Source organism: Metamycoplasma gateae (genome assembly GCF_036352135.1).
GTDB lineage: Bacteria > Bacillota_I > Bacilli_A > Mycoplasmatales > Metamycoplasmataceae > Metamycoplasma > Metamycoplasma gateae.
On sequence record NZ_CP143578.1, the window covers coordinates 420,593 to 441,033 of the forward strand.

The 20,441-nt window shown below is 27.3% G+C and carries 18 protein-coding genes, 1 tRNA gene, 1 rRNA gene and 1 pseudogene; 4 read left to right on the forward strand and 17 right to left on the reverse strand.

Annotation, left to right across the window (positions count from 1 at the left end; genetic code table 4):
• Positions 1 to 2: 2 nt before the first annotated feature.
• The 3 genes from argF to V2E26_RS02010 all read right to left on the reverse strand — a co-directional run bounded on the left by argF (position 3) and on the right by V2E26_RS02010 (position 2,125).
• Complete coding sequence (gene argF / locus V2E26_RS02000) at positions 3 to 1,046, reverse strand: ornithine carbamoyltransferase (RefSeq protein ID WP_330463203.1); 1,044 nt, start codon at positions 1,044 to 1,046, stop codon at positions 3 to 5.
• Positions 1,047 to 1,254: 208 nt separating this feature from the next.
• Positions 1,255 to 1,713 (reverse strand): large conductance mechanosensitive channel protein MscL, encoded by a 459-nt coding sequence (locus V2E26_RS02005; protein WP_330463205.1) that lies wholly within the window; start codon positions 1,711 to 1,713, stop codon positions 1,255 to 1,257.
• A 22-nt stretch (positions 1,714 to 1,735) separates the two neighbouring features.
• A complete protein-coding gene (locus tag V2E26_RS02010; protein ID WP_330463207.1) occupies positions 1,736 to 2,125 on the reverse strand; it encodes a hypothetical protein in 390 nt (129 codons plus the stop codon).
• 163 nt (positions 2,126 to 2,288) lie between these two features.
• Here V2E26_RS02010 and V2E26_RS02015 point away from each other — a divergent pair, with 163 nt between their 5' ends.
• The gene (locus tag V2E26_RS02015; RefSeq protein ID WP_330463208.1) at positions 2,289 to 4,106 is read left to right on the forward strand and encodes a ribonuclease J; all 1,818 of its coding nucleotides are present in this window, start codon (positions 2,289 to 2,291) and stop codon (positions 4,104 to 4,106) included.
• Between the two features lie 67 nt (positions 4,107 to 4,173).
• Here V2E26_RS02015 and recO read toward each other — a convergent pair whose 3' ends face one another.
• From recO to lepA, 5 genes are all read right to left on the reverse strand, one after another.
• Positions 4,174 to 4,839, reverse strand: a complete 666-nt coding sequence (recO, locus tag V2E26_RS02020; protein ID WP_330463209.1) for a DNA repair protein RecO — start codon at positions 4,837 to 4,839, stop codon at positions 4,174 to 4,176.
• Between the two features lie 39 nt (positions 4,840 to 4,878).
• A 5S ribosomal RNA gene (rrf, locus tag V2E26_RS02025) occupies positions 4,879 to 4,983 on the reverse strand.
• Between the two features lie 38 nt (positions 4,984 to 5,021).
• Positions 5,022 to 5,246, reverse strand: coding sequence for a YneF family protein (locus V2E26_RS02030; protein WP_330463212.1), 225 nt, complete (start codon positions 5,244 to 5,246; stop codon positions 5,022 to 5,024).
• A gap of 1 nt (position 5,247) precedes the next feature.
• The gene (locus V2E26_RS02035; protein ID WP_330463213.1) at positions 5,248 to 6,144 is read right to left on the reverse strand and encodes an MSC_0882 family membrane protein; all 897 of its coding nucleotides are present in this window, start codon (positions 6,142 to 6,144) and stop codon (positions 5,248 to 5,250) included.
• An 11-nt stretch (positions 6,145 to 6,155) separates the two neighbouring features.
• Complete coding sequence (lepA, locus tag V2E26_RS02040; RefSeq protein WP_330463214.1) at positions 6,156 to 7,958, reverse strand: translation elongation factor 4; 1,803 nt, start codon at positions 7,956 to 7,958, stop codon at positions 6,156 to 6,158.
• An 84-nt stretch (positions 7,959 to 8,042) separates the two neighbouring features.
• Between lepA and V2E26_RS02045 the strand changes: the two genes are divergently transcribed.
• Entirely contained in the window at positions 8,043 to 8,906 is an 864-nt protein-coding gene (locus V2E26_RS02045) for a diacylglycerol/lipid kinase family protein (protein WP_330463215.1), read from the forward strand.
• 11 nt (positions 8,907 to 8,917) lie between these two features.
• On the opposite strand, the gene V2E26_RS02050 is transcribed toward V2E26_RS02045, so the two are convergent.
• Together V2E26_RS02050 and V2E26_RS02055 are read right to left on the reverse strand one after the other, a co-directional pair.
• Positions 8,918 to 11,776 (reverse strand): cation-translocating P-type ATPase, encoded by a 2,859-nt coding sequence (locus tag V2E26_RS02050; protein ID WP_330463216.1) that lies wholly within the window; start codon positions 11,774 to 11,776, stop codon positions 8,918 to 8,920.
• A gap of 137 nt (positions 11,777 to 11,913) precedes the next feature.
• Entirely contained in the window at positions 11,914 to 13,650 is a 1,737-nt protein-coding gene (locus V2E26_RS02055) for an APC family permease (protein WP_330463217.1), read from the reverse strand.
• 188 nt (positions 13,651 to 13,838) lie between these two features.
• Between V2E26_RS02055 and V2E26_RS02060 the strand changes: the two genes are divergently transcribed.
• A complete protein-coding gene (locus V2E26_RS02060; protein WP_330463218.1) occupies positions 13,839 to 14,369 on the forward strand; it encodes a cysteine hydrolase family protein in 531 nt (176 codons plus the stop codon).
• A gap of 132 nt (positions 14,370 to 14,501) precedes the next feature.
• Positions 14,502 to 15,500: an IS30 family transposase gene (locus V2E26_RS02065; protein ID WP_330463266.1), complete on the forward strand. Its 999-nt coding sequence runs from the start codon at positions 14,502 to 14,504 to the stop codon at positions 15,498 to 15,500.
• Positions 15,501 to 15,698: 198 nt separating this feature from the next.
• Here V2E26_RS02065 and V2E26_RS02070 read toward each other — a convergent pair.
• The 7 genes and pseudogenes from V2E26_RS02070 to rbfA all read right to left on the reverse strand — a co-directional run bounded on the left by V2E26_RS02070 (position 15,699) and on the right by rbfA (position 20,441).
• Positions 15,699 to 15,788: transfer RNA gene (locus tag V2E26_RS02070), tRNA-Ser, on the reverse strand.
• 73 nt (positions 15,789 to 15,861) lie between these two features.
• Positions 15,862 to 16,416 (reverse strand): annotated as a pseudogene (locus V2E26_RS02075) (DNA methyltransferase); the annotation flags it as partial.
• A 24-nt stretch (positions 16,417 to 16,440) separates the two neighbouring features.
• Complete coding sequence (locus tag V2E26_RS02080; RefSeq protein WP_330463220.1) at positions 16,441 to 16,947, reverse strand: DNA methyltransferase; 507 nt, start codon at positions 16,945 to 16,947, stop codon at positions 16,441 to 16,443.
• A gap of 306 nt (positions 16,948 to 17,253) precedes the next feature.
• Positions 17,254 to 17,664, reverse strand: a complete 411-nt coding sequence (locus V2E26_RS02085) for a hypothetical protein (RefSeq protein ID WP_330463221.1) — start codon at positions 17,662 to 17,664, stop codon at positions 17,254 to 17,256.
• A gap of 181 nt (positions 17,665 to 17,845) precedes the next feature.
• Entirely contained in the window at positions 17,846 to 18,277 is a 432-nt protein-coding gene (locus V2E26_RS02090; protein WP_330463222.1) for a 23S rRNA (pseudouridine(1915)-N(3))-methyltransferase RlmH, read from the reverse strand.
• Positions 18,278 to 18,282: 5 nt separating this feature from the next.
• Positions 18,283 to 20,109, reverse strand: a complete 1,827-nt coding sequence (gene mnmG, locus V2E26_RS02095) for a tRNA uridine-5-carboxymethylaminomethyl(34) synthesis enzyme MnmG (RefSeq protein WP_330463223.1) — start codon at positions 20,107 to 20,109, stop codon at positions 18,283 to 18,285.
• A gap of 5 nt (positions 20,110 to 20,114) precedes the next feature.
• Positions 20,115 to 20,441, reverse strand: a complete 327-nt coding sequence (gene rbfA / locus V2E26_RS02100) for a 30S ribosome-binding factor RbfA (RefSeq protein WP_330463224.1) — start codon at positions 20,439 to 20,441, stop codon at positions 20,115 to 20,117.

Genomic DNA, 20,441 nt, shown 5'->3' on the forward strand with positions numbered 1-20,441 from the left:
AATTAGTATCCTATTGTAGCTAGAATAACAGCCTTAATTGTGTGCATACGGTTTCCAGCTTGTTGAATTGATTTGTTGTATTTTGATTGGAACACTTCATCAGTAACTTCCATAGCACCTGTTGCAACAACTGGGTATTTTGAACCTAATTTTTCTTTTATTTCTGATGAGAATAAAGTTTTGTCATCGTGGAATGCTGGTAAGCAGTGTAAGAAAATAACACTTTCTTTAGCAGCTTTCATCATGGCCATATCAACTTGGAAAGCTCCTAATTCTTGAATACGAGGTTCAAATAATTCAAATGGTTCTCCTAATGATACTCAAACGTCTGTATAGATAGCATCCGCATCTTTAGCAGCTTCTAATTTGTTGTCTGAGAATGAAACTGATCCACCGTTACGTTCAAATAATTTAAGAACTTCTTCATAAACGTGTTTGTGGTCTGGTCCATTTTTAACAATTTCTCATTGTTCTTTTGGTCCACACATAACAATGTGAACACCAAAGAATGCAGCACCTATCATTAATGAACGAGCAACGTTGTTTTTAATATCACCTGAGAAAACAATTTTCTTTCCTCTTAGGTCTCCAACAAATTCTTTAAATGTTAAGTAGTCCGCTAACATTTGTGTTGGGTGTTCAGCGTCTGTTAAACCATTTCAAACTGGAACACCTGAATATTTAGCAAGAGCTTCAACATCTGATTGTTTGAAACCACGGAATTCAATACCGTCATACATTTGTCCTAGAACCATAGCTGTATCTTCAACTGATTCTTTTTTACCAAAGTTTGATCCTGTTGGTCCGATGTATGTACAGCTTGCACCTAAATCAGCAGCAGCTACTTCGAAAGCACAACGTGTTCTTGTTGAGTCTTTTTGGAACATAATAACAATGTTTGCTCCTGTTAAAGGACGGTTGTTAACATGTAATCCTTGCATTTTAGCTTTCTTTAATTCTCAAGAAAGATCTAAAAGATAATTAATTTCATCGGTTGTGAAGTTTAGAGCTGTATCTAAACTACGACCTTTTAAATTCATTGGCATATAATATAAATCTCCTAGTATATTTTTTTTATATGTTTTTAATTTTTAGATAGACTTTTAGTGTTTTTTTAATATAAATAAAACACGTTTAAATTATAACAATTTTTACGCTTTTTTAATATTTTGATTTTATATTTAAAATATAAAACAAAAGTTAATAAATAATAGGTAAAATAAAAGTCAGCAGTTTCCTGAAGGCCTATTTTATTTATTTTTTTGTTTCTTCTTTTGATAGAAATTCATTCATTTTTTGTAATTCTAATAGAATTAATTCCTCGGTTGTTGGAACCACTTCTTCAACTTTTTCTTCTTCAATTGGTTGTTTTTTTGCTTTATGATAAACAACTGTATTTCTTATTAGATAAAATATAAATAAACTAATGAAAATAAATGTCGAAACAATAATGAATTGAATTAATGCGGCCAAAAACTCACCAATTAATATATTACCAACTTTAATTTCTTTAACTTCATTGACGTTGAATAATGAAGTAATCGAAGCCATTATAACGTCTTTTGCTAATGATGAAACAACAGCACCAAATGAAGCACCTAATAATAACCCAATAGCTAACATTATAATGTTTCCACGTTTTAAAACTGAGTTAGCATCCTTAAAGGAATTTCTAATAATTTTTCTTTTTTGTTCTAATTCTTTTTTTGTCATTTTATATCCTTTTTATTAAAAATTATGATCTTTTTTTTGCGATAATACCAATATTTCCTATCCATGAAAATAATCAAAGTGGTTTTATTATTAATGATAATAATAAAATTATTTTTCCAAATGTTTGTGTTTTTCAACTTGCTATTGAAATTATGATTATATCTAATATATATGTTAATATTGATAAACCATAGGCCGCAGCCAAACAAATTCCCCATTTAGCATTTTCTTTTAAAATTATTTTAAAATCATTATACAATTCATCAAGATTGTCTTTGTTATAACTTTTATTGTGTTCAGCTACGAATTTCATAAAAGCTGTAATAATAAAATACAAACTAATTGCAATCAAAATAATAGAAGTAATTTTAAAAATTAATGTTGCAATCGATAATTTTCTCTCACTCGTCATTTAACTCCTTAAAAAATAAATAATTTAATTTATTATTTATTTGCTTCTTATTATAATTTATAAATACATAATTATTAAAATAATTATAATATATAATATTTATTAAGTTATTTTTAGCAAGATAAACATGAAATTTTAAAAAATAATATATGGAGGATTTTATATGAAACCGACGAAAATTTTTGGTTTAGGAGGAATGCAAGAAATAGGCAAAAGTACCTTGATTATTGAATATGATCAGCAAATTTTTATTATCGATACAGGGATAAAATTTTGTGATAGCTATGTAACTGGGGTAAATGGCTCTATTCCTGACTTTACTTATTTAACAGAAAATCAACATAAAGTTCAAGCTTTATTTATTACCCACGGACACGAAGATCATATTGGTGGAGTTCCTTATTTAGTTCAACAAGTTGATGTTAAAAAAATATACGCACCAAGAATTGCAATTCAATATTTAAAACTAAAATTTTCAGATATGAAAATAAAGACCAACGTTGAATTCATTGAAATTCATAAAGATTTAGTAGCAGAATTTGGTGAATGTAGTGTTGATTGATGAACAGCACAACATTCAATTCCAGATGCTTTTGGTGTAAGAATCAAAACTCCAAATGGTAGCTTAATGATGACTGGAGATTTTAGATTCGATTATACTCCAATTGGTAATTTAACAGATTTTTCAAAACTTAAAAAAATAGGTGATGAAGGTTTAGATGTTTTATTTTCAGATTCAACAAACGCGATGAGACCTAATCATTCGCCATCTGAAAGTGATATTCTAAAAGATATAAAAAAATATATGCTTGAGGCAGAAAAGAAAATTATAATCACTGCTTTTGCTTCAAATCTAACTAGAATTAAGGCTATTATTGAACTAGGTGCACAACTTGGGAAAAAAGTTATAGCATTTGGTCGTTCGATGATTGATAATATTGATATCGGTAGAAGATTAGGATACATTAATGCACCTGATGAAGTATTTATTGATAAAAAACACCTATCTAAATATGATGATAATGAATTATTAATATTAACAACAGGATCACAAGGTGAAGAAATGGCTGGTCTTGCAAAGATGTCATATGATAAACATCCAAATGTAAGTATTAAACCTAAAGATACAGTAATTTTTTCATCAAGTCCAATACCTGGTAATAGATCAAAATGTGAATTGTTAGTAAATAGATTATATAAGTTAGGTGCGATTATTAGAGAAAATGGAATTGATGGATATCTTCATACATCAGGACATGCTTATAAGGATGAACACCGTAAGATTTTTGAACTAACAAGACCTAAATACTTTATGCCTTACCATGGTGAATATAGAATGAGCGTCGTACACGGATACACAGGTGTTGAAAGTGGTGTAAGACCAAATAATATAATAATTGCTAAACTTGGTGATGTATATCATTTAGTAAATCACAACATCTCTTTATCAAATGAAAAAGTTTATTTTGGTCCTGTTTTTATCGATGGTAATATTCTTTCAAAAACAAACTCACAAATCATGAAAGAAAGAATGGAGCTTGGTCAAAATGGGTTTGTTCATGTAATAATAGCAATTAATAAAGAAAAAAATATTATCCTTGGAAAACCTCGTATTGTTTCAAGAGGTGCCTTCTTTGTTAAAAATTCTTTACATTTAATTGAGGAAGCAAAAAGATTAGTACATGGTGCAGTATTGTACACTATAAAAAATGAAAAAGATTGAACAATACCTAAAATAAAACAACTAATTGTTGATCGTTTAGATCCTTTCTTCTATAAAAATAAAAGAAGAAATGTAGTTATTATTCCAACTATCTTATTTACAGAACAAAAAGAAGAAAAAGATAATAAGGTAGCTAAAAAAGAAACTAAACCAAAGTCAGTTAAACAATCAGTAAAAACTGCTAAAATTCAAGAAAAAGTTAAATTAAAAAGAAAAGAAAAAAGCATAGTAAAAGAAAATACTGAAATTAAAAAATAAAATAACCCCAAAAGTTTTTCCTGAAAAAGGATTATCTTTTGGGGATTTTTATATAAAATTAAAATCTTTATATTAATGAACTTAGAAATTCAACTATCATTAGATTAATTTTTATAGCCTGTTTTTCATCGATATTATTTTTATAAAAATTAAAATCTTTGTTTAATCAAAAAACTGATTTTAAAAAATTTATTTCCTTTTTTGAAGAAGAATGAAGATTACAAATAAACCCTCCCTTGTAAAATTCAAAATCTATAATATTATCGACATTTATGCATTCAACACAACTTTTAAAATTTGGTCTATGTCCTAATTGTTCTAAAAAAGATAATAAGATTAAAGAATAAGAATGATTTGGTTTTTCTTCAACATTATTTAAAAAAAGTTTATAGGTTTCAATTAATTTATCTAAGTTGTTATTATTCATAAAATTTAAAAAATGATTAACATTTTTAAAAATATCTTGTAATAAGGGGTTAATAGGAAAAAAGGAAATTAATGTAGCTCTTTTTAATGTTGCAATTTTGCCCATTATTTTAGGTTTTATTATTTCAAGATTAACCAAACCTAACAAAGGGATATTCAATTTATTTTTTGAATTAGGTTTTTGAATACCTCTTGCAAATAAAAAAAACAATCCTTTTTGTGTTAAAACCTTAATTACTCCGTCATTATCACCGTGATTTTTGATTGCTAAAATAATTCCTAAGGTTTCAAATTCTTTACTTTCCATAATATTAAATTTTACTTATTTGATAAAAAAAGAAATAAAAAAAAGCAACGACCTATTTTCCCTTTTGGTATCGTCGGCACTGAAGGTCTTAACTGCTGAGTTCGGAATGGAATCAGGTGGAACCCCTTCGTTATGGTTGCTGTATGTATAATTATACATAATTTTTTTTATTTTGATAAAAATTATTTTGCATTTTTCATCGAACGCATAACTTGTCTAATTTGTGCTTCCGATGCCTTACGTCCCATTTGTTGGAACATAACTCTTATCATTTTTTCATTAATAGGTGGGTTTTCTTTTAATTGTTTTTCAAATTTTTTCTTTGTTATAAAGATTGCAGCTATCGCACCAATAGCTGCAAATAATAAAGGTAAAATAACTAATAACGCAATTCCTCAACCAGGCATTTTATTTTCCTCTCCTTGCAATTCTTTTGACTAATAATAAAATAATAATTGGTATAACTAATAAAATTAATATACTTAAGAAAAATATTTTTGCTCAAAACTTATGAGCTTCAGATTTTTTGGCGGTTAAATCACTATAATTCATTACTTCATTCCCAAAAAATAATTGAACATCAACTATTCTTTTTTTACGGTGAATTGTACCGATAATAAATAATAATAATACCATTAGCATTATACCACAAAGAATATAAACTAATAAATCAGGGTTAGAGAATGAACCATGTATTCAACTCTTAAAATCTAATAAACCTCATTTTTGATCTTTTAAACCTCAAAAGATTAAGGTAAATAATCCAACATAAAATAATATTGCAACTACTAATCAGGTTCTTCTTACTTGTTTTAGAGTTAGTTTATAAGGTAAATTAACAATAAACGGCGGACTATAACTTACTCCTTCAGATAATTGTTCTCTATAATAAATAATCGACTTATTAATTGATGAAAATTCGATAGTTTCAATAATCAAAAATGTTAATGATAAAGATCCAAATAAAACAGGAACTATATATCATCCTCATGGAACTACTTTTTCACCTTCTTTTAAAAATGATAAAAATAGTGAGGGAGCTAAACCAAATAGTAATGAAGATATTAATGAAATTATAAAAGAGACTGTTAAGATTGAAATATTAATTTTCTTTATTCTTTTTTCACTTCTAAAAACTTTGTAAATTCCATTAGGAATAATTCCTAGAGGATCTAAGGTTTTATTAATATTTGAACTAATTGACTTAGTTTTAATATCTTCATTTGACATATTATTTGTATTCAAGTTTTCACTAAAATTACTTATTGATTCTTGATTACTAGTAATTATTGGTTTAATATCCATAATTTCCTCCTTTATCTTTTATTATTAGAAGCATCAGTCTTCAAGATTGCTAAGAAAGCTTCTTGCGGAACTTCTACGCTTCCTATTTGTTTCATTCTTTTCTTACCTTCTTTTTGCTTTTTAAGTAGCTTTTGACGTCTTGTAACGTCTCCACCATATAGTTTAGCAGTAACATCTTTTCTATAAGCTTTAATTGTTTCTCTTGCTATTATTTTACCGCCAATTGCTGCTTGTATTGGAATTTCAAAGTTTTTTCTTGGAACTACCTCTTTTAATTTTTCGGCTAGTTCTCTACTTTTAGCATATGCAAAATCTCTATGTGCAATTAAAGATAATGCATCGATTTTTTCGCCATTAAGCATAAAATCAACTTTAACAAGGTCGCTTTCTTTAAGACCAATATGATCATAATCAAAAGAAGCATAACCTTTTGAATAGCTTTTCATTAAATCAAAGAAATCAAAAATTGTTTCATTAAGTGGTAGCTCATAAATTAATCTACGACGTTTTTCATCTAAATATTCAATATCGATGTATTTCCCTCTCTTTGATTGGCATAATTCCATTATTGCTCCAATATATTCTTCTGTAAGCATAATAGAAGCCTTTATATATGGTTCTTCAATAGATTTTATAATACTTCTATCAGGAAATAATGATGGATTTGTGATATATTCAACTTCACCGTTTGTTAATGTTATAACAAATTCAACTGATGGTGCTGTAGCTAAAATATCAAGATTAAATTCTCTTTCTAATCTTTCTTGAAGAACGTCCATATGTAACAATCCTAAAAAGCCAATTCTAAATCCAAAACCTAAAGCTTTTGATGTTTCAGGTTCTCAAACAATTGAAGAATCTGATAAACTAATTTTTTCAAGTGCATCTTTTAAGGCATTATAATCTCTTGTATCAACCGGATAAAATCCAGTATAAACAACTGGTTTCATCTTTTTATATCCTGGAAGTGGATATGAAACTTGATTGTTTAATAAAGTTATTGTATCTCCAACCGCAACATCTTTTACATCTCTAATTGATGCGGCAATTCATCCTACTTCTCCAGCTGTTAATTTTTCTTTCTTTTCTTCACTAGGATTTTTTACGCCTAATTCGGTTACTGTATATGATTTTTTGGTTTGCATAAAATAAATTTCATCGCCAACTTTTAATTCACCATTAAAAATACGTGTGTAAATAACCACACCACGATAATTATCGAAATAACTATCAAAAATTAAACCTTCAAGTGGCTTTGAACTATCTGCTTCTTTTGGGGCTGGTATTTTTTTAATTATTGCTTCGATTACTTTATCGATATTTGCACCTGTTTTGGCTGAAATTAAAATTGCATCAGATGCATCAATGCCGATAATGTTTTCAATTTCTTTTTTTACTCTTTCAGGATCCGAACTAGGTAAGTCAATTTTATTAATTACAGGTATTATTTCCAAATTATTTTCAATAGCTAAATAAACATTTGCTAAAGTTTGAGCTTGAATACCTTGGGTAGCATCAACTAATAAAAGAGCTCCTTCACATGCTGCTAAACTTCTATTTACTTCATATGTAAAATCAACGTGCCCAGGAGTATCTATAAGATGAAAAATATAGTCCTTATATTTTATTTGGACAGCATTTAATTTAATTGTTATACCTCTTTCTTGTTCTAAATCCATAGAATCAAGAATTTGTGGTTTAGATTCACGTTTTGTAATTGTTTCAGTATATTCAAGAATTCTATCTGCTAATGTACTTTTCCCATGATCAATGTGTGCAATTATTGCAAAGTTTCTAATTTTCGAGTTCGTCATATTTTTATAATTATATTTATAAAATACAATTTTTATAAATATTTTTATTTCTTATTTTTAAATTTTTTTTATATAATAAGCATTATGCTTTATATTTTATATAACTCATTATCCAAAAGTGGAAAAAATCAATCTAAGATTTATAAAAAGGTTTCATTTGCCGTTAAGAAAATCAATGATCCTATACTTAATGTGATTGATGTCGTTAAGATTAAAAATTACAAAGAATTACTTGATGAATTAAAAGATGAAGATAAGATTGTAATCATCGGTGGTGATGGAACATTAACACATGTTATTAATGCTTTAAAGCAATGCAAAAAACAACCTCAAATCTATGCTTATAAAGCAGGAACAGGAAATGATTTCTTAAGAAATATAAAACAACAAAAAAATATTGAAAAAATTGGTAATCATTTATATAAATTAAATTCTTTTATAAAAAATCTACCTACTATAAAATCAAATAATTTAGAAAGATATTTCTTAAACGGCGTTGGTTTTGGAATCGATGCATTAATCGCAAAAACAACAAATGAAGAAAAGAATAAGAATTTAAAAACTTCATTTTTTAAAGTTACTATAAAAGCATTTAAAGAATATAAACCTTTAAATAACATAATAATTACCGTGGACGGAAAAGAGTACAAATATAATAATGTCTATTTAGTTTCGATAATGAATGGGCCTTTTTATGGAAAGGGAATGAAAATTGCTCCTAAAGCTGATTTATTGTCTGATAAATTAAGTGTTATTATTATTCATAGCTTAAAAATTAGAAGAATATTAAGCGTTTTTGCTCTGGTTTATACTGGATTACATACCAAAATTAAAAACGTTGAACAACTTTTTGGGAAAGAAATTTATATTAAAAATATACCTAATAATTTTTCTCAGGTAGATGGGGAAATATTTGAAACGACCGAAACAATTGAAATAAAAAAATAGAAGACAAACTTCTATTTTTTTAACATTTTTCTTTCTTTTGGACTTAATATCATTTGAAAATCTTTGATTAAATTGCTTTTGTTTTTCTTTTTTTCAAGTAATAATAAAAACATTTTATGAACAAAATAAATAGGTATTAAAATAAGTGGTAAGCCTAATCCATAAGCTAAAAGTGTTGGTGAGTTAATTAGGTTTTCATAACCTTTAAATACAACAGTTATTTTTTTAACAAAAGCTACTAACAAAAGAAATGCTAAAGAAAAAATCACTGATGCATAAACTTTTCAATAATAAAATGGATTAGACATTATTATAGGTTTTTTAGACATTAAATTAATTGAATTAAATGTCGCTGTTATTCCTAAAACTAAGAAGGCAATCGTCGAGGCTGATCTAATAATATCTTCACCAGTATCATTATTATTAAAAGATCACAAAGCCCCTAGGTAATAAGAAATCATTGATAAAATTCCAATTAATGTTCCTTGTCATAAAGTATTTCAACCCATTCCGTTTGCAAATATGGATTCATATTTTGAAATAGGTCTTTTATTCATATAATCTTCTTTTGAATTTTGTAAACCTAATGCAATAGCGGGAAATCCATGAGTAAATAAATTTATTCATAGTAATTGAGTGGCCGATAAGATGTAAATATCTTTACCTTTTAAGGGTTCTCAATCTTTAAAAACAAATTTGAAGATTAATAATCCAAAGAATACAAGTATAACTTCTGCGATTGATGTGATTAATAAATTTTGAATTACATTTTTTATTTTTTGATATATTGAACGACCATTTTTAACAGCTGACACTATCGTTGAAAAATTATCGTCGGCTAATATCATATTCGCAGCTTGCTTAGATGCTTCGGTTCCTGTTATACCCATTGCACAACCGATATCAGAAGCTTTTAATGCCGGAGCGTCATTTACCCCATCGCCTGTCATTGCAACTACTTGATTTCTTTTTTGTCATGCATTTACAATTCTTAATTTATCTTCAGGTTTTACCCTTGCATAAACTGAGTATTTATCAATATTATTAGTTAACTCTTCATCGCTTAAGTTTTCTAATTGACTACCTGTAATTGCTAAGTCACCTTCATTATAAATATTTAAACTTTTTGCAATAGCAACCGCTGTGTTAATATTATCGCCTGTAATCATTACCGGCTTAATTCCAGACATTTTGCAAACTGCTATCGCATCTTTTGCTTCTTCACGTGGTGGATCAATCATTGCTACTAATCCATCGAAATTTAAATTATTTTCTAAAAAATCTAATTGATAATCTAAATCTTTAGTTAATAAAATGTCAAGTTCTTTTTTTGTTATTTCTTTTGAAGCTATTGCTAAAACTCTATATGCATTATTTGCCCATTCATTATTTATTTCTAAAACTTTATCTTTGGATTTTTCGTCTAATAATGTTCTATTTATAAGAACATCAGGAGCTCCTTTGATAATAACTTTTAATTTATTATCTATTTTATTTATAGAAGTCATTAACTTTCGATCTGAGTCAAATGGTAAAACATGTATTCTTTCATATTGTTTTTCAAGTTCTTTTTTTGTTTTAAAGCTTGAATATTTTTCTAACTCATATAAGAAAGAAACCTCAGTAGGATCGCCAACTGGTTTATATTCATTATTTTCCAAAGATAGATTGGCTTCAGAGCATAACGAACCATATTCAATTAATTTTAAATAGTTATTGTTTATTTGATTATTACTAAATTTTTTATCATCTAGATTATATAAATCTATAATGGTCATTTTATTTTGTGTTAATGTTCCTGTTTTATCAGAACAAATAACTGCACAACTTCCTAATGATTCAACGGCCATTAAATCTTTTACAATTGCTCTTTTTTTAGCCATTCTTTGTACGCCGATAGCTAAAATAATTGAGGTAAAGGCAATTAATCCTTCAGGTATTGCGGCTACTGCTAACGAAACTCCATTTATAATTACTGTGCTTCAGAAATATAATTCTTTATAATGTGCTGTATTAGGAATGGCAAATAATATTTGCATGATCATACTTCCTAAAAATAAAGCAATACCAACATAGCCAAAAATCTTACCTAATTTATTAATTTTTATTTGTAATGGAGACATTGCTTCTTTTTGTTGTGACACTAAAGATGAAATTTTTCCTAGTTCAGTTTGTTGTCCTATTGCAGAAACAACATAATATCCAACACCAGTAGCAATTATTGAAGATGAATATAACATAAACTTTCTATCTGCTAGAGGTAGTTGCATATCCCTTGGAGCAAGATGATCTTTTAATGATGGTTCGCTTTCACCAGTTAAAGAAGATTCTATTGATGATAAATTTGATGAAAAAAGTAAATATCCATCGGCCGGTACTACATCGCCAGCTTCTAGCATAACAATATCCCCAATTGTCACATCTTTTGAATCTATTGAAATTAATATTCCATTCCGAACTACTTTTGCTTGTAGGGGATTTAATTTACTTAAGGCATCTACAGCTTTTGCGCTTTTTATTTCCTGGATTGCACCTACTAAGGAATTAGTCAAAACTACAAATAATATAATTGAAGGTTCAATAAATTCAACAATTAATTCTGTATCAAAGACCCAATTATGTCTAGAAGCACTTATTAATGCAAAAATATATGACAGCATCGCTGCACACATTAATATGATTACAAGAATATCCTTAAACTGTCCTAAATAAACTAAAAAAGGGTTAACTTTTTTAGATTTTTTAATTTCATTATTACCATATATTTTTTTTCTTGATTCTGCTTCTTCGGTAGTTAAGCCTTTTTTAATATTAGTTTGTAGTAATTCGTTTCCTACTTCAGGATAAATCATTTCTTTCTTTTTCTTCATTTTTTAATATCCTTCATTATTAACATTAAATTTAATAATTTTAATAATGATATTTTACATTATTTTTAATAATAAAAATAATAAAAAGAACCAACGCATATTGCATTGGCCTTTCTTGCAAAATTAATCAAACATAATTAACGTGCAGTTGCGTATGAGTTTAGAACTAAATTATTTAGTTCTTGAGCTTCTTTAATATCTGCTAATACACATGGGCAGTAGTCTTCTGCTACACATTCGCAGTATTTACCAGCTAAAATTCTTTCGTATTTAGCTTTCTTGAATAATGCTATTTGTTTTTCAATTGGAGTTGAAGCAAATAGGATTACCATGTATAGAGCGAATAGTCCTGATGTTGCACCATAAGCAACTAAGTCAGGTGTAAATGAAGCTTTTGCAGATTCTTCAGCTTTAACAAATTGTGCTAGTGTTAATCCTAATGAAATAAATGGATCTAACATCTTGAATAGAAGTGTTAATAGAACGATTGTTACAGCTGTAATACCAGCTCACATTGTGTGTTTGTTCTTTTGAACAGCAATGAAGTTTTTCTTTCTGTTTTCGATTGCACCAATAATTGCTAATGCAATAAATACGAATGCAAACACAGCCATTCAGTCAGCCATTAAGTCTGAGAATGATAGTAATTTACCAATGTTGTGTCCGTATACTCCACCATCAGCGTCATCAACGCCTCATAGGTCGATGTAAGCATATGAACCAATAATTGTTAAAATAACCATAAATGGTAATGATAAGAATAGACAGAATAGAGCACCAACGATTGGGGTCTTACTGTTTTTCATGTATCTGTAAGCTTTTGCAGGAATGTAAATTTCCCCTTCTTTTACTAAGTCTTCAACGAAACGTGTTGCTCACATTGAGAAACCGTTTAGAACACCTAGAACACCAAAAGCGATAAATACGTTTAATACACCAAATGCTCATCCATGACCTTTGCCAGCTAATAAGCTACCAAAGTCATAGAAACCACCTGATTTAGCTCCTAATGACATAGCTGCAGCTATTAAAATGTAAATACCTGTCATTGAGAATAAACCAACAACTAATGCAGCAGGAGTTTTTTCTGGGTTCTTCATTTCTGATTGGATACCAGCTGAAACGTAGAATCCATCAAATGCGAAGAAGATACCAGCTAGAGAACCAAAAATTCCTAATACTGGTGTTAATTTTAAGAATGATGTTGAACTACTATTAAATTTAAATAATGTTTCTTTAGTAATAGGTGTTCAAATCACTGCATCAGCACTAGTATCTCCTAAACGTTTTGCAAAGAAGATAAATCCAATAACAACGATAGCTACTAATGGAATAAACTTAACTGATGTGATAATTAAGTTTTGAATGTTTCCTGCACGTCCACTTAGACCTGCTGAGAATAACATTCATAATGTTAATACTAATCCAATTACAAAATATAATCATGGAGCTGATGTAGTTCCACCAAAGTTTGTGTTTCCACCGAAACCATCAACAGCATCTTGGAATTGTACAATTACATAGTAAGGCATAAAGAAGTATGTAAATGGTAGATATAGATAAGTCATAAAGAACTTATTAGCTTTGTAAATTGCTAAAGTATTGAATGCTTTAGATCAACCAATCATACCTAAGTTGTCGTTACGTCCTGAAGCTACTTCAACTAGAGCTAGTGCTAAAGTAACAACAGCGAAACCAGCAATTAATCATGTTACAAGTGCTAATGCAATGTTACCTGCTGAATATTCAAGAACTGATTTAGATCTTAGAAATATACCAACACCTATTGTAGCACCGATAACAACAAGAATAGCTGCAAAGAAACCAATTTTTTTCTTTGTGTTCGAAGTAACAACCATTTGTTCTTCGGCCATAATATTTCCTTTCATATAAATAAAAATAAATAAAATTCGAACTTTAGATACATCAACATCTTATATTTATATGTCCCACAACAGATGTATCCAACTAAAATTATATTTTATTTTTTTGAAATGTTAAAATATTCTTATAGTTCCTTTTATTATAAATAAAAGAAATTTCTTGGAGGTTTTTGAATAATATGAAAAAAATAATATTCGTTGTTGATATGTTGAAAGGTTTTTGTTCAATAGGACCTTTAGCAAGTAAGCATATTAATGAAATTGTTCCTAACATTGCTAATTTTTTAGAAAAAAATAAAAATGAAAGAGTAATTTTTTTGTGTGATTCTCATTCAAAAAATGATGTCGAAATGGAATCATATCCTCTTCATTGTTTAAATAATACAAAAGAAGCTGAAATAGAAGATTTATTAAAACCATTTGCAAAAGAAATTATTAAGAAAAATACAACAAATTCATTTTTAGCAATTAAAGATAAGAAAATTTTTGAAGAATATGAAGCTTTTGAAATTATTGGGTGTTGCACTGATATTTGTGTTTTGCAATTTGCTTTAACTTTAAAAACGTATTTAAATTCAATTCATTTAAATAAAGATGTTATTGTTTTTGAAAATTTAGTTGATACTTTTGATTCAGAAAATCATAATCGAAAAGAATATCACAATTTTGCTTTAAAACTAATGGCAAATGGGGGAATAATTATAAAATAAAATCAGGAATTTCCTGATTCCTAAATTGAAAATTCAAGTGCAACACGTTTAAAGTAAAATTTAGATGTGGAACTTGAATTTTTTATATTAATTAAAAAAGAAAAAGTTCCATTGGAACGGAACGGAACTCATATGAATTATACAATAAAAAAATATAACCATTTAACAGATAATGAAAGAATAATTATTGAAAATTATTTAAAGTTAAATTATTCCCTTCGTAGGATTTCGAGATTAATCGAGCGAAGTGTTTCGACCCTAAGTAGAGAAATAAAGAGGAATACAAATAGTTTCGGAACTTATGAATTTAAACACGCTAGTTTAAAAACAAGAGAAAGATCAAGACATAAGTATTATTTTAAATTCGTGGATAACCAAAAATTCAAAAATTTTTCTAACGCTTTTTTACAAAAATATGACAAAAAGTTTTTTGGTATAAAGTCAACATATAATTTTATAAAAACTAGCACAAAACACTGTTGTCCTTCTTTAAGAACGGTTTTTAATTGAATAAACACTAATAATTGAGTTATAAAAAAGTACGATAAATTAAGACAATATTATAAAAAAGGTGGTAAAAGAACAGCATCCGTAATAAAACGGCTTGTAAAATCTGCTGATTATGTTTTTCCAATATGAACTAGACCTAAATCTATAGATTTAAGACTTGAATTTGGACACTGAGAAGCAGATCTAGTTTTAGGAAAAAGAGCCAATGGATATAATAATGTTTTAACCTTAACTGAAAGAAAAACAAGAATAGGGTTTGCAAAAATAATACAAAGCAAATCACCAAATATAATTAATTCAGAGTTAAAAAAGATTATAAGAGATAATGAATTAGAAGTAAAAACAATAACAGTAGACAATGGTATTGAATTTGAAAAAATAGGTATTTTAGCCAGATGATTAAATATAAAGATTTATAGAGCTGAACCTTATGCATCTTTTCAAAGAGGCTCAAATGAACATTGAAATGGAATTTTGAGAAGAGAATTCAAAAAAGGTTTTAACTTTAATACTATAACTCAAGAAAAACTTGACTCAGTTGTTAACCAAATAAATAATATGACGCGGGAAATATTAAATTGGAAGACACCATTACAAACCTATTTAGAATATATTAAATAATTATTATTAACAAAAATTAACATAATAAAATTATGCTTATCTTCATTTGAAAAAATGAATATTTTCTATTTACTTTTTTTGATTTATTAATTTTAAAAAAATAAAATGTATAATAAAAAAAGCCCAAGGCATTGTGTTGCACTTGAACCTTCTCTTTGGGAATCAGGAATTTCCTGATTTTTTCATTGTTATATGATATGGCGGGCAATAAGGGATTTGAACCCTTGCGAGCTATTAACTCCTAACAATTTTCGAGACTGTCCCCTTAAGCCACTTGGGTAATTGCCCATTTTTAATTTATTTCTTTACTTAAAAACAAATTATAAACTAAATAATAAAAAAGTTTAAGCCTTAAAAAAACTTAAACTTTATTTTTTGTATTTCTGTATTCTTTTCTAATATCATCAATTAATATAAATTTATCGTTTTGCTTCACATATAGATGGTTAAAGCCATTTACTCTATTTTTTTTATTCAACATCTTAGTTGCTATCGAATGCATAGATTCAGTTTCACCTTCATATAATAAATATCCTTTTTCGTTTACTAAAACTGCTTGATTATTATTTTTAATATTATAAAAAATTTCATTTATGCTAAATAATTTTTTTTCAACCATTTCTTTGAAGCTAATTTTTAGTTGTTTAATGTCAAAAACTGCTTTTTCAATATCTCCAAAATGAGACCGTACATTCTCTAATCTTTTTAATCCATATTCAATATATTTATTTTCTTTTTCAATCATTAAAAAATTTCTATTAGTTTTTTTAGCTATATATGCAGTAGTCATAGTACCTCCAAACGGATCTAATATTAGATCATTTGGGTTTGTAAATAAAGTAATTATTCTATACAATAATGCTTCTGGCTTTTGGGTGTTATGCAATTTTTTGTTTTGATCATCTTTAATTCTTTCCTTACTTGAACAAACAGGGAAAGTTTAAATGCATCCCATTTGTTTTCCGCCATTTATATATTTTTGCAGTTTTATAATGGAAAGTAAATTTTGAACTCTTAGACTTTTTAGCTCATAAAATTGTCTCATGGCTATTGTTCAATCTAGTTCCACCAAAGTTGGGAGTAGGATTGCTTTTTTTCAAACAATATCATTAATCACTCAGTAACCTAATTCTCTTAGAATGTTACCTATCTCATAAAACTGATTGCATACCGGCAATAATGCAAATCGACCGTCTTTTTTTAATGTTCTTCTAACCTCATTCAATGATTGTCTTGTTCATTCTTTATATTCCTCAAAAGAATTAAATTTATCTCACTCATCATTGCAACCTAAAAATTCTTCTCCTTCAACACGATATAACTTTTTATTATTATCAATTTGCATAAAATAAGGAGGGTTTGCAAAACAAAAATCAAAAGTTTCATTTGGAACTTTTTTTAACACTTCAATATAATCACCTTGAATTATTTTATTTTTTATATCCATTTTGCTCCTTTATTTTTTCTCTTATTTGTTTTGCTTTTTCTAAATTATTTCCATCTGAAAAAAGTTCGTTTCTTAAAATTTTGTATATATCTAAGTTTGAATTTAATTTAATTCAATGTTTTTCAGAAAGTTTAGATAAAGCATTTAAAATTTCTTTGCTTTGATCAAAACTAGGTATATTTATTTCATTATATGCATTATTTTTTTATATTCTAAAAGTAAAGATAACAACTCATTTCACACCTGTTTTCCTTTCTAAAAGTTTTTAAAAACTCTTTCCCGTAAAATAAGCACGTGCTCACATTCTTAATATTTATATCATTTAATTTTGTTGAATGAAATTTTTATTTTATTAAATGCATCATCAACAAACCACATTATTCCATTTATATGAACATCTTGATATATCGAGCTTAATAATTTTAATTTATTATAAAAATTTAGAAATGGTCTTTGTTTTTTTGTACTATCATGATCGTCTCTTATTTTCATTTCAACAAGATAAATCTTTTTGTCATTTACTTTAAATAAAAGATCAGCTTTTAATGTGTGTTCTAAGTCTTTTGTTGATATATCATTTGGTAATATTTGAAATCCCAATTTTTTAATATATTTAGTAATTAATTTTTCAATAATGTTTCCAAACTTTATTTCTCTACTTTGGGAAATATTTTGTATTAATTTAATTTTAGGGCTCGATAATCTAAAGGCCCACAATATCCGTTCGGATTGTTAATTATATTTTCTAATAATTTAATATAAAAATCTTCTTTATTATCTACTGAGTCTATTATTAGGTTACAAAATTCATCGTATGTTATTATCACTTAGACCTCTTTAATTGAAATTAAATTTAATAAAAATTAAACAAAAAAGTTATGCATTAAACATAACTTTGTTATTTATGGTATTTTATATTTTTTTTAATTGCAAGACCTCTATAAATTTGTTCAATTAACATTAAGCGGAACATTTGATGTGGAAATGTCATTTTAGAAAATGAAATTTTATTACTAAACTTACTTTCATCAACTCCATTTGATCCACCGATAACAAACGTTAAATTATCTTCGATAAAAAGGTCAGAAAATTCTTCGCTAGTCATTTGTTTTCCTTGTAATGATAAATATATAATTTTTGAATTTTTAGGTATTTTGTTTAGAATTAATTCAGTTTCTTTTGCTATTTTTAAATCAATATTATCATTAACAATTTCTTTTATTTCAATTAAATTAATTGTTGCTAAGTGATTTATTTTTTTTAAATAATTGTCATATATTTTTTTATTATCTAACGTAAGTGAACCTACAGCTATTAAATTTATTTTCATAAAAATTATTTTTTTCTATTATTTAAATAAAACATTAGCATTTGAATATCTGCTGGGTTAATCCCACTAATACGTGTTGCCTGTCCAATTGTTGTAGGTCTTATTTTTTCTAGTTTTTGTCTTGCTTCGGTAGCTAAATTTTCAACCTCATTATAATTAATATCTTCAGGTAATTTTAGATTTTCTAATCTAACCATTTTTTCAGCAGCTGTTTCTTGTTTCTTTAAATAACCATATAATCTAACTTGAATTGTTATTTCATTTATATATGGATAATCTTCTCCTAAGATATCCTTTGGATTAACAGCAGGATTAGATAATAATTTTAAATATGATTGACCATTTGAAACATTGTATTTAATTCCAATATCACTTTTTGATGAAACATATTTATTTTTTAATTCTTCTATTTTATTTTGAATATTTTCATATTTTTTATTTACAGCTTCATATTCTTCAATAGAAATCATTTTATTATCATAAGCGTATTTAGATAATCTTTCATCTACATTATCATTTCTTAGAAGCAATCTATATTCAGCTCTACTAGTTAGCATACGGTATGGTTCAGCTGTACCTTTTGTAACAATATCATCGATTAAAACACCGATATAACCATCACTTCTTTTAATTTCTAATGATGGAAGATTTTCTATTTTATTAGCTGCGTTAATACCAGCTATTAATCCCTGAGCCGCAGCTTCTTCATATCCACTAGTTCCATTTGGTTGGCCTGCTGAAAAAAAGTTTTCAATAATTTTAGATTCTAATGATTTATATAGATTTAATGGATTTATTGCATCATATTCTATAGCATATCCATACTTTTGAATTCTTGCGTTTTCTAAACCTGGTACTGATCTAATCATTTCATCTTGTACATCTATAGGCATTGATGTTGATAAGCCATTAATATACATAATATCTCCACGAGCAGTTTCAGGTTCAAAAAATACGTGGTGAGTTTCTTTGTCTTGGAATCTTACAATTTTATCTTCAATGCTAGGGCAATATCTTGGACCAACGCCTATGATAATTCCTGAATAAAGTGAGCTTTTATCTAAATTTTTTAAAACTATTTCTTTTGTTTTAGCAGTAGTATGAGTTAAAAAACAAGAGGTTTGTTCATCTAATTTAATGTTTGTTTTAGATGAAAAACATAATTCAGTTTTATCTAATAATTCTTTTTCTACCTTTGAAAAGTCAATACTATCAGTATAAATACGGCATGGAGTACCAGTTTTTAATCTTTGTAACTCAAAACCATATTTTTTCAAATTTTTAGATAGTATTGAACTATTTTTCTCGCCATCTGGACCATCATTTTTAATGTCTGTTCCTCTTAGAATTCTTGAGTTCATATAAACCCCAGTAGTCATAACTGTGGCTTTTGAATATAGTTTACCATGTTGAGCCGTTTCAACACCAATGCATTTTTTATCTTCAACTATTAAATCTAAAACTTCATCTTCGATAAGAGTTACATTTTTTTTGCTTTTAACGGCTTTAAAAATAATATCTGAATATTTATCTTTATCAATTTGTGCTCTTAAAGATCAAACAGCAGGACCTTTTGAAGTATTTAACATCTTTATTTGTATCATTGCTTCATCAGCAAAAATGCCCTGAACTCCTCCAAGGGCATCGATTTCTCGGGTAATAATTCCTTTTGCAGAACCCCCAATTGAAGGGTTGCAAGGCAACATTGCTAATTTATCTTTATTTAATGTTATTAAGGCTACATTTAAATTTCTTTTTGCTAGTGAAAAAGTTGCTTCGATTCCGGCATGACCGCCACCTATAACAATAGCATCATACTGGTTATTAATCATTTTAATTATTTAATCTCTTTTAAAATTTTTTCAATTCTCGCGGCTTCTGGTTCAACTGTATCAATTAAAAATACTAATTCAGGTAGCTTTTTGTATTTTCAGCTTTTTGCTACTACTGAGCGAATGTATGGGGTCATTGAAGTCACTTTGTCAAAGTATCTTTCTTTATCCTTAAATAAAGTAATATATACTTTGGCGTGTGAACCATCATTTGATAAAATAACGTCATTAATTGCGATATTTGTTACATCAAAATCTTTTAATTCAAAAAAACTATTTCCAATTAATTCTAATAATAATTGGGTTTTTCTTTCGTGCATAATTGTGTTCAT